Below are 9499 nucleotides of genomic sequence, written 5' to 3' on the forward strand. Positions count from 1 at the left end.
GAAACAGCCTTGCTCCCCCAACTCAAGTCGCATTTATGAATAATTAGTCAAAAATGTGCTTATCTGAACAGCATTGGGCGTCAAGGCGGGCTATTCGCGCTCCAGTGCGTGGATGGGATCCAGCCTGGCGGCCCGGCGGGCCGGGGCGAAGCCGAAGATCACCCCGATCAGGCTGGCGCAGAGGCAGGCCACCCCCATGGCGGCAAGGGAGTAGCTCATCCAGACGCCGCTGCTGAAGTGGTCGAACAGTTGGCCCAGCACCAGGGAGAGGACGATGCCGAGCACGCCCCCCAGCAGGCAGATCAGCACGGCTTCAATGAGGAACTGCTGCTGGATGTCCCGGGTCCGGGCGCCGACCGCCATCCGCACCCCTATCTCCCGGGTGCGCTCGGTGACCGAGACCAGCATGATGTTCATCACCCCTATGCCCCCGACGATCAGGGAAATGAGGGCGATGAGGGCGATCAGCGTGGTCAGGGTGGCGCTGGTCTGGCTGATGGTCTGGCGGATGCTGTCGGTGTTGAGCAGGAAGAAGTCCTGGCTGCCGTGGCGCAGGGTGAGCAGGCGGCTGATGCCATCCTGGGCGGCGTCCAGGCTCACCTCGTCCCGCACCCGCACGCTGATGCTGCGCAGATGGCTCTGCCCCAGCAGGCGGCTCATGGCGGTGGTATGAGGGATCCAGACGTTGAGGGTCTCGTCGCTGCCAAAGCCGCTCTGGTTCTTGATGGCGACCCCGATCACCCGGCAGGGCAGATCCCCCAGCAGGATCACCTGGCCCAGGGGGGACTGGGTCGGGGCGAACAGCTTGTCCCGGGTGTGCTCGTCGATCACCACCTCCTGGGCCAGGCTCTCCTCGCTCTGGCGATCGAAGCCCATGCCCTGGGCCAGTCGATAGCCCCGGACCTGGAAGAACTGGGCGCCGACCCCGTTGATGGTGCCGGAGACGGCGGTACTGCCAAGGCGCAGGGGGGCGCTGGTGCTGAGGTTGGGGGTGACGCTGTGCACGTAGTCCAGCCCGGCGATGGCCTCGGCGTCCCCGATCCTCAGGGTCTGTATGGTGGCGGAGCGCATGTCCCCGAAGCCGCGACCGGGGAACACCTCCAGAGTGCTGGTGCCCATGGCGTTGATGTTCTCCAGCACCCGCTCCCGGGAGCCCTGGCCGAGGGCCACCACGGTCACGACCGAGGCGATACCTATGATGATGCCGAGCATGGTGAGAAAGGTGCGCAGAGGCTGGGCAACCATGGCCCGCAGCGCCATTCGCAGGGCATTGCCGAGCCCCGCCATCAGCGGGATCTGCCCCCTGGCGGACGTCTTGGTGGCGGCCTGGGTCGCCTGGGGAAGGGCCTGTGGCTCGCGCGTGCGGCGATCGGCGATCACTCGGCCATCTTTCAGTTCGATGATCCGCTCGGCGTGGCGGGCGATGTCCATGTCGTGGGTGACGATCACCAGGGTGTGGCCCTGGCGATGCAGAGCTTGAAGGCTCGCCATCACCTCGGCGCCGCTCTGGCTGTCGAGGGCCCCGGTCGGCTCGTCGGCCAGGATCACCTCGCCGCCGTTGATGAGGGCCCGGGCGATGCTGACCCGCTGCTGCTGGCCGCCGGAGAGCTGGCTTGGCTTGTGTTCGAGCCGGCTGGCGAGGCCGAAGCGGGTCAGCAGGGCCTCGGCCCGCTGGCGTCGCTCGGCCGGATCCAGACCGGCGTAGAGGGCGGGCACTTCCACATTGGTGCGGGCATCGAGATCCGCCAGCAGGTGATAACGCTGGAAAATGAAGCCGAAGTGCTCCCGGCGCAGGGCGGCGAGCTCGTCCCGGCTGAGGGTGGCAGTATCGCGCCCGGCCACCAGATAGGCCCCCTCGCTCGGCTGATCCAGGCAGCCCAGCAGGTTCATCAGGGTGGATTTGCCGGAGCCCGAAGCGCCGACGATGGCCACCATCTCTCCACGGGCGATCGCCAGCTCGATGCCATCGAGCACGGTGACGGTGCGCTCACCCTCTTTGAAGTGGCGGCGGATGCCCCGCAGTTGCAACAAGGCGCCCATGGTCACATCCCCATGGGGGGCGGCATGCCCCCGGCGGCGTTGCTCTGGCCTGCGTTCACTTCGCTGACGATGACCCGCTCACCGGTGCTCAGGCCCGACAGGATCTGGGCATCCACCTTGTTGTTCAGGCCGACCTTGACCCGGCGCAGGCTGATCCGGCCTCCGTCGTCGATCACCCTGACCTGATCCCCCTGCAGGGCGATGGCCGGGATCACCAGCGCATCTTTGAGCCGGGCGACCACCAGATAGACCTGGGCCGTCATGCTGATCCTGAGCTGACCGTCCTGGTTGGGCACCTCGAACAGGCCGTGATAATAGATGGCGCTGCTGTCGCTGCTGCTGGTGGTGTCGTCGTCATTGATGGTGTCGGGGGCGGGCTCGATGGCCCGCAGGGATCCCTCGAAGCGGCGCTGGCTGTTGCCAAGAATGGTGAAATAGACCGGCATGCCGACCCGGACGTTGATGACGTCGGCCTCGGAGATCCTGGCCTCCACCGTCATGGTGTCGAGCTGGGCAATCTTGAGCAGGGTAGGGGTGCTCTGGCTGGCGTTGAGGGTCTGCCCCTCCTCCACCGGCATGGCCACCACGGTACCGGAGAGGGGGGCCAGGATCCGGGTATACCCCAGGTTGACCCGGGCTGTGTCCACCGCGATCTCGGCCTGCACCCGCTGGGCGTTGAGGGCCCGGATATCGGCCAGGGTCTCGTCCAGGGTCGCCTTGGCGCTGTCATGGTCGGCCGTGCTGCCAAGACCTCTTGCGACGATCTGCCGCTGGCGCTGGTATGCCAGGCGGGCATTGCGAAGGGTGGCCTCTTTGGAATCCAGCTGGGCCTGGAGGTTGTCGCGCTGGGCCAGGGCATCCTTGAGGGCGTTCTGCTGGGGCAGATCGTCGATCTCGACCAGCAGCTCCCCCTGTTTGACCTCCTGCCCCAGAGTCACGTGCAGTTTCTTGATCTGGCCCGACACCTGGGCGCCCACGCTCACCTGCTTGCGCGCCTTCAGGGTGCCGTCCGCCATGATGAGCTGCTCCAGATCCCGGATCTTTGCGCTGGCGGTGATGTAGTCGCTGGCGGGTGCCTTGGCCTGGGGGCGCCAGGCCAGCAACAGGGCGAGGGCGCACAGGGGCAGCAGCCAGAAGAGACGAGGGGAGAACGTGGGCATGACAACCTGTATCCTGAATGACGATCACGGCGGCACTCTACCCCAGAGCCGGGTTAAGGCTCTTTGCGCCAAGCGTAAGGGTTTCGTAAAAATGGCTGCCAAGTGCGTGGCAAGCGGCGAAAATGGCCGCCGACAAGGGAGACCGCATATGAAGATCCTGCTGGTGGATGACGATGCCGAACTGGGCGCCATGTTGAGTGAATACCTGGGGGGAGAAGGGTTTGATACCACCCAGGTGCTGACCGGAGGGGAAGGTGTGCACCATGCCCTCTCCGGCCGTTACAGCGCCCTGCTGCTGGATGTGATGCTGCCCGACTTGAGCGGCACCGAGGTGCTGCGCCAGGTGCGCCAGCGCAGCCGCCTGCCGATCATCATGCTGACCGCCAAGGGGGACAACGTGGATCGAGTGGTGGGACTGGAGATGGGGGCCGATGACTATGTGCCCAAACCCTGCTACCCCAGGGAGCTGGTGGCCCGGCTGCGGGCCGTTCTGCGGCGGGTCAACGAGGGGGGGAGCGCAACCCCCTCGCCGGATGCCCTCATCCTGGGGGATCTGACGGTCACCCCGGCCAACCGGGTCTGTCTCTGGCAGGGGGAGCCACTGGAGCTGACCGCCACCGAGTTCAACATGCTGGTGTTGCTGGTGCGAGCACCGGAGCAGGTGGTCACCAAGGACACCCTCTCCCTGCAAGGGGTAGGGCGCCCGAGGGAGGCCTATGATCGCAGCGTCGATGTGCACATCTGCAACCTGAGGCAGAAACTGCAGCAAAAAGCGGGGGAGGCCGTCACCATAGAGACGGTGCGCAGCATAGGGTACAAGATACGGTGATCCTCAAGGGACGTTTGTTCTGGAAGATTCTGCTGGGGTTCTGGCTGGCCATCGTGCTGGTCAGCCAACTGCTCTGGCTCGGTTTTCGTGCCGAGCGTGACCCCCCGGAAGAGCACCTGGCCCAGCAGTTGGCGAGCCAGCATCTGGAGATGGCGGCAGCCGTGCTGGCAAAGGGGGGAATCGAGGCTGCGACGGCATTGAGCCAGGCCATGTCGCCGCCGTTGCTGCAGATAACACTCCTTGATGTCTCCGATGCGCCTCCCCGGCCAGCGCCCCGGGCATCCAGGCTGCCAGCCTCCGGGGAACCTGGCCCGGGCAGCGTGCTGACACGCACCGTGATTGCCAGCGACGGGCAGACCTATCTGCTGCAGACCAGAGCGGACCCGCGCGTCCTCCCCGGCGGGCTTGCTCCCGGCCCCCTCTCCTGGCTCAACATTCCTCCGCCCATGCTCTGGATTGGCGGCCTGGGGGGACTCTTGTTCAGCATTCTGTTCGCCTGGCACCTGACCCGGCCCATGAACGCCCTGCGGCGCAGCTTCGATCGGGTAGCCAGAGGGGATCTGGAGGTCAGACTCTGGCCCGCTCTGCGCTGGCGCCGGGACGAGCTGACGGAGGTGGCGAAGGAGTTCGATCTCATGGTGGAGCGGTTGCAGCAACTAGTCGAGGGGCGCGAGCAGCTGCTTCACGACGTCTCCCACGAGCTGCGATCCCCCCTGGCCCGCATCCAGATGGCCATCGGCCTGGCGGAGCAGCGCCCGGAGAAGGCGAGCGACGCCCTGGCGCGGATCCGGCTCGAGACGGAGCGGATGGACAGGATGATAGGGGAGCTGCTGACCCTCTCCCGTGCCGAGCAGGGCCACGGGCTTGAGCAGAGCCACTACGACCTGCTGGCGCTGGTGGAGACCGTCGTCCAGGATGCCAGGTTCGAAGCCCAGCAATCCGGAGTCGAGATAGCGCTCGAGGCGGCGCTGGGGGAGGGTTGCCTCCTGCTGGGGCATGCCGAGCTGGTGCGCCGCGCCGTGGATAATGTGGTGCGCAACGCCCTGCGTTTCTCGCAGTCGGGCCAGATGGTGAATGTTCGCGTGCTGCGCCTGGGCCAGGAGATGCAGCTCTCCATCGCCGATCGGGGGCCCGGGGTGGAGGAGGGGAAGCTGGCGGGGATCTTCGACCCCTTCGTGCGCATCGGCTCACCCCGCATGGGCAAGGGCTACGGGCTCGGGCTCGCCATCGCCCGCAAGGCGGTGATTCTGCAGGGCGGTACCATCCAGGCGCGCAATCGCGCACAGGGGGGGCTGAGAGTGACCATGACGCTGCCAGTGCATGACCCGTCCTGAGGTACGCGGCTCAGACCCGAGTGGGGTAAAACCCCTGTAATGAAAGAGGGGGCCAAGGCCCCCTGCTCGTATCTGTTCCTCCGTGCGATTCAGCGCAGCGCCGCTGGCGGCGGCACCTCGGTGTAGCGCCCGTCTATTTCTCGCAGGTAGTAGTGACCCTCCCTGACGTAATAGCGGCGGCCATCCAGATCAAGAGGGATGAGCCCTGTCTCTGCCACCACCAGGACCTGAGGAGGCGGGGAGACCACCACATAGTGGTTCTCCTGCCGGCGGTAGAAAATGCCGTCGAGCACATAGTAGGTGAGCCCGGCCAGCAGCAGTGTTTCCACCCCTCCCGGCAGCCTGTCGACGCGGTGGCCGAAGCCAGGGCCAGCCCCATGGCCGTACTGCGGGGCAGGGCTCTCCCATCCGCCCGGTCTGCCAATGTTCCCCGGACCCGCCATGGCGGGCAGGGCGATGGCCATGGCAAGCAGCCAGAGTGAAGGGCGGTGCAGACTCATCTCACTGCCCCTTGAGCGGCGCACCGGCGGGCTGGGGTTTGAGTGGCTGGGGCGGCAGTTCGCGCACGCTGACCGTGACCTCGTAGCGGGTATCCGGCTTGGCGGCATCAATGTTTTTGGACAGCGCCTGGACCAGGGCCTGGGGATCCGCCCCCTGCTTGCTGGCGTGATAGAGCACGGAGGAGGACGGTGTCATGGGGCCTCCTTGGCGGGCGCCCATCGGGGGCGGCATCTCGCCTGCATGAAGGAGCGTGGTGCCCAGCAGCAGGGCAAGGGCGACAGGATAGCGTGACATGATGATGACTCCATTGATGGGAACGCCCCCATCAAACGCGACGCGTGCGCCCGGCTCAACCACCTTTACACCCTCTTTTCGCCCTCTTTACAGTTGTGACAACGGGCGCCGTGGCGCTCGTTGTGTGTCGTGAACCGCTCGCCGGATCAAAACTCGTTGGAGAGCGCCTTGTAACCCTTGACGAGGTCGATGTTGGTGTGAGCCACATCCTCGGAGAACTCGGTGGCGTCCACGGTGACGCGCGGGATCTGCGCCAGATCGCTCTGCTGGTTGATGCGGGTGGTGGAGGGGACATAGAAGCCGGGGGGAATATCGCAGCCATCGACCACGGAGTTGTGGCGCACCACGGACCCTTCGCCGATGTGGCAGTTGAACAGCACGCTGTTGAAGCCGATGAAGACCCGGTTACCCACTTCGCAGGGGCCGTGGACGATGCTGCGGTGGGCGATGGAGCTGAACTCGCCGATGGTGACGGCAGCGCCGGATTTGGAGTGGATGACGACGCCATCCTGAATGTTGGAGTTGGCGCCGATGACGATGGGTTCCATGTCACCGCTCTCGTCCACTTCGTCTGCGCGGATCACGGCATAGGGGCCGACAAACACGTTCTCCTTGATGATCACCTTGCCACAGATGATGGCGGTCTTGTCGATATAGGCGGATTCGTCGATAACGGGCAGGTGACCTGAGGGATTCTTGCGGATCATGTTACGTCCTGTTGCTGATGAAATCGGGGAAACGTGGCGCGTCATGAAGGCCCGCCGGAGAGCCAGCTTACGCCTCTGATCCGGCAGGGGAAACCTTTTATTGGTCTGACCCATAGTGAGTAAGGCCATTTTGAGCGATTGTTCTTTGACTCCCTGTTATGGGAGCATGAGGGCGCAAAATGGGGCGCAACCGGGTGCAAAGAGATGAGGGGGAACGAGAGATGAAGCAGGTCATGGTATGGCTGGTGGGGTCGCTGTTGTGGATCTCCGCCGCCCAGGGCAAAGGCTATGCGGGGGAGTTTGACTATTACGCCATGGCACTCTCCTGGTCGCCCGAGCATTGCGCCATCAAGCCAGGGGATCGGGAGCAGTGCGCCCGCAAGCTGGGGTTCGTGCTGCATGGGCTCTGGCCCCAGTATCAGCGCGGCTACCCCGCCAGCTGCACCCGCGAGCGGCTGGATGCGGATATGGAGCAACAGTTTGCCGGGCTCTACCCCAGCCGCTTCCTCTATCGCCATGAATGGGAGAAGCACGGCACCTGTTCCGGGCTGAGCCAGGAGGCATTTCACCAATTGGCCAGCGATCTGCGCCAGAAGGTGAAGATCCCGGCCGCCTATCAATCGCCGGAAGAGCCGCTGCGCAAAACCAGCTTCCAGCTCAAGGCCGATCTGGCGAGCGCCAACCCGTGGCTGGCCCCCGACAACATCACGGTGGCTTGCGCTGATGGGGGCCGTTTCCTGCGGGAGATCTACATCTGCATCAACAAGCAGGGAACGGATGCCGTCCCCTGCTCCGACGAGATGCAGAAGCGGGAGCGCCGCTCCTGTGGCCAGCCGGACTTCCTGCTGCGCAGCGTGCGTTGACACTTCACGTTCGGGCCCTTCGCGGGCCCGATGTGCAATGAACCTCAAGGAGCCTGATGGATGAAAGCCAAGACAGGATGTCTGGCCGGGAACTGGACAGGCGATATCGCCAGACGACGTGTCAGCACGTCAGGTGCGATCTGCCGACTCAACCCGCCTCTGGCGCACAATCAGACTGACCATCAGAAACAGGAAACCATCATATGACGCTCTTTGCCGAACTGGGGATGCGCTATCCCGTCATTCAGGCCCCCATGGCGGGCGTGCAGAACAGCGCCCTGGCGATGGCGGCGACCAGTGCGGGGGCACTGGGCTCCCTGCCTGCCGCCATGCTGAGTGGTGCCGAGCTGCACCAGGAGCTGAGCCGCCTCGCCGCCAGCGGGCCAGGCCCATACAACATCAACTTCTTTTGCCATCGGCAGCACGAGCCGGAACCGGCAGCGGAGCAGCGCTGGCGCCAGGTACTGTTACCCTATTACGCCGAGTTCGGGGTGGATGCCGCGGCGCCGTCGCGAGCCCCCTCTCGGGCCCCCTTCAATGACGAGCATGCGGCCCTGCTTGCAGAGTTCAGACCTGCCGTGGTCAGTTTCCACTTCGGCTTGCCCGAGCCCGAATTGCTTGCCCAGGTAAAAGCCACAGGCGCAAAAGTGTTTGCCAGCGCCACCACGGTGGCAGAAGCGCAGTGGCTTGCTGACCACGGAGCCGATGCCGTCATCGCCCAGGGGCTGGAGGCGGGTGGCCATCGCGGTCACTTCCTGAGTGAGGATCTCAGCTTGCAGCAGGGCACCTTTACCCTTCTGCCACAGGTAGTGGCGGCAGTAGCGATCCCGGTCATCGCCGCCGGGGGCATAGTCGACGGCAAGGGGATCAAGGCTGCCTTGGCACTGGGGGCCAGCGCAGTCCAGGTGGGAACGGCGTTCCTCTGCTGCCACGAGGCGACGACCTCGCCCCTGCACCGTGCGGCGCTGCAGGGGAGGCATGGCCAACACACCGCACTGACCAATCTGTTCAGCGGCCGTCCGGCGCGGGGCATAGTCAACCGCTTGATGCGGGAACTCGGCCCTCTTTCGGTGCTGCCGCCAGACTTCCCGTATGCCAGCGGCGCATTGGCTCCGTTGCGTGCCGCAGCCGAAAAGGCGGGTGACCGCGGTTTCTCGCCACTCTGGGCCGGGCAGAATATATCGGGCTGCCGCTCCATGGCGGCAGCCGAGCTGATCGCTGCCTGGGTTGCTGAGGCAGGACTGGTCTGAGCGTCACTTTGCGATTCTCTTCCTTTAAATACGGATTGATATGGTCAGCAACCCTTCGAACAGGAGACGGGCAGAGAGGAACGGGAGGTAATAGGGTGCAGAATGAGCCCTTCTGGGGCTTGCCCTGTGGGTAAGTCTGTATAAAAACTGTGTTTTGATATGAATAACTAAGAATTGGCATTTTTTCGCAATTTTATTGCGATGAGAGCTTGCCAATGTGATCTATGTCTCTATAATGCGCCTCCATCGACAGGGCAAGCGGCAACGCAAACAAGCCGGTCGGTAGCCTCGAAAAGCCTTTGAAAATAAGGCTTGACTCGAGAAGGCGGTTGAGTAGAATGCCACTCCCGCAGCAGCCAAAGGCTGCGTCGCTCTTTAACAATTTGAATCAAGCAATCTGTGTGGGCACTCACAGCATCGAGCATCAAAAACAATTTTTGATTTTCAATGTCTGATGAAGTGACCAAAGCAACGAAAGTTGCAGCAGTTAATTCAGCAATTCATTGAGCCGCCAACTCCTT

General features: G+C 64.1%; 9 protein-coding genes. 4 read left to right on the forward strand and 5 right to left on the reverse strand.

Features of this window, described 5'->3' with window-relative positions:
- Positions 1 to 90: 90 nt before the first annotated feature.
- Positions 91 to 2040, reverse strand: coding sequence for a MacB family efflux pump subunit (locus OKC30_RS17855; protein ID WP_442865841.1), 1950 nt, complete (start codon positions 2038 to 2040; stop codon positions 91 to 93).
- A gap of 2 nt (positions 2041 to 2042) precedes the next feature.
- On the reverse strand, positions 2043 to 3200 hold the full coding sequence (locus OKC30_RS17860) for an efflux RND transporter periplasmic adaptor subunit (protein ID WP_109112560.1): 1158 nt from the start codon (positions 3198 to 3200) through the stop codon (positions 2043 to 2045).
- 148 nt (positions 3201 to 3348) lie between these two features.
- Here OKC30_RS17860 and OKC30_RS17865 point away from each other — a divergent pair, with 148 nt between their 5' ends.
- On the forward strand, positions 3349 to 4029 hold the full coding sequence (locus tag OKC30_RS17865) for a response regulator transcription factor (RefSeq protein ID WP_010672948.1): 681 nt from the start codon (positions 3349 to 3351) through the stop codon (positions 4027 to 4029).
- 14 nt (positions 4030 to 4043) lie between these two features.
- On the forward strand, positions 4044 to 5363 hold the full coding sequence (locus OKC30_RS17870) for a HAMP domain-containing sensor histidine kinase (RefSeq protein WP_202395286.1): 1320 nt from the start codon (positions 4044 to 4046) through the stop codon (positions 5361 to 5363).
- Positions 5364 to 5452: 89 nt separating this feature from the next.
- Here OKC30_RS17870 and OKC30_RS17875 read toward each other — a convergent pair whose 3' ends face one another.
- The 3 genes from OKC30_RS17875 to OKC30_RS17885 form a co-directional block, all read right to left on the reverse strand.
- Positions 5453 to 5863, reverse strand: coding sequence for a DUF6515 family protein (locus OKC30_RS17875; RefSeq protein ID WP_270663544.1), 411 nt, complete (start codon positions 5861 to 5863; stop codon positions 5453 to 5455).
- A gap of 1 nt (position 5864) precedes the next feature.
- Positions 5865 to 6158, reverse strand: coding sequence for a hypothetical protein (locus tag OKC30_RS17880; RefSeq protein ID WP_109112557.1), 294 nt, complete (start codon positions 6156 to 6158; stop codon positions 5865 to 5867).
- 146 nt (positions 6159 to 6304) lie between these two features.
- The gene (locus tag OKC30_RS17885; RefSeq protein WP_041994991.1) at positions 6305 to 6865 is read right to left on the reverse strand and encodes a gamma carbonic anhydrase family protein; all 561 of its coding nucleotides are present in this window, start codon (positions 6863 to 6865) and stop codon (positions 6305 to 6307) included.
- A 221-nt stretch (positions 6866 to 7086) separates the two neighbouring features.
- Between OKC30_RS17885 and OKC30_RS17890 the strand changes: the two genes are divergently transcribed.
- Positions 7087 to 7728 (forward strand): ribonuclease T2 family protein, encoded by a 642-nt coding sequence (locus tag OKC30_RS17890; protein WP_109112567.1) that lies wholly within the window; start codon positions 7087 to 7089, stop codon positions 7726 to 7728.
- A 203-nt stretch (positions 7729 to 7931) separates the two neighbouring features.
- Entirely contained in the window at positions 7932 to 8978 is a 1047-nt protein-coding gene (locus OKC30_RS17895; RefSeq protein ID WP_160839513.1) for an NAD(P)H-dependent flavin oxidoreductase, read from the forward strand.
- The last annotated feature ends 521 nt before the right edge of the window (positions 8979 to 9499 follow it).

Origin of the sequence: Aeromonas sp. QDB18, assembly GCF_027705325.1 — a bacterium.
Lineage (GTDB): Bacteria > Pseudomonadota > Gammaproteobacteria > Enterobacterales > Aeromonadaceae > Aeromonas > Aeromonas caviae.

Bases quoted from the DNA above. Each gene is read 5' to 3' on its own strand.
- OKC30_RS17855 (WP_442865841.1), bottom strand. From the start codon at position 2,040: ATGGGCGCCTTGTTGCAACTGCGGGGCATCCGCCGCCACTTCAAAGAG.
- OKC30_RS17860 (WP_109112560.1), bottom strand. From the start codon at position 3,200: ATGCCCACGTTCTCCCCTCGTCTCTTCTGGCTGCTGCCCCTGTGCGCC.
- OKC30_RS17865 (WP_010672948.1), top strand. From the start codon at position 3,349: ATGAAGATCCTGCTGGTGGATGACGATGCCGAACTGGGCGCCATGTTG.
- OKC30_RS17875 (WP_270663544.1), bottom strand. From the start codon at position 5,863: ATGAGTCTGCACCGCCCTTCACTCTGGCTGCTTGCCATGGCCATCGCC.
- OKC30_RS17880 (WP_109112557.1), bottom strand. From the start codon at position 6,158: ATGTCACGCTATCCTGTCGCCCTTGCCCTGCTGCTGGGCACCACGCTC.
- OKC30_RS17885 (WP_041994991.1), bottom strand. From the start codon at position 6,865: ATGATCCGCAAGAATCCCTCAGGTCACCTGCCCGTTATCGACGAATCC.
- OKC30_RS17890 (WP_109112567.1), top strand. From the start codon at position 7,087: ATGAAGCAGGTCATGGTATGGCTGGTGGGGTCGCTGTTGTGGATCTCC.
- OKC30_RS17895 (WP_160839513.1), top strand. From the start codon at position 7,932: ATGACGCTCTTTGCCGAACTGGGGATGCGCTATCCCGTCATTCAGGCC.